We start from the raw sequence: 366 nt of genomic DNA on the forward strand, positions 1-366 counted from the left end.
TGTCACACTCGCCGGACCGCAACGCCTGCACCGCCCAATGCAAGGCGACAAGCGACGACGAACACGCCGTATCCACAGTGACCGCCGGACCCTCCAGCCCGAACGTGTACGCCACCCGACCCGACGCCACCGAGCCCGACGTACCCGTACCCACATGGCCTTCCACATCGTCCAGACCCACCAGACGACCCACATAGTCGTGGTACATCAAGCCGGCGAACACACCCGTCGACGAACCCCGCAAAACAGCCGGATCAATACCGGCCGACTCGAACGCCTCCCACGACGCCTCCAACAACAACCGCTGCTGCGGATCCATCGCCAAAGCCTCACGCGGACTGATCCCGAAAAACGCCGCATCAAACT

Annotated in this window: 1 protein-coding gene; it reads right to left on the reverse strand. The window is 63.4% G+C overall.

Annotated elements, in window-relative coordinates; all coding sequences use genetic code 11:
- On the reverse strand, window positions 1-366 hold a 366-nt coding region (locus LPA41_RS41405), incomplete at both ends, for a polyketide synthase (protein ID WP_229076987.1).

This window comes from Actinoplanes sp. DH11, from assembly GCF_020873875.1.
In the GTDB taxonomy this organism is placed as follows: domain Bacteria; phylum Actinomycetota; class Actinomycetes; order Mycobacteriales; family Micromonosporaceae; genus Actinoplanes.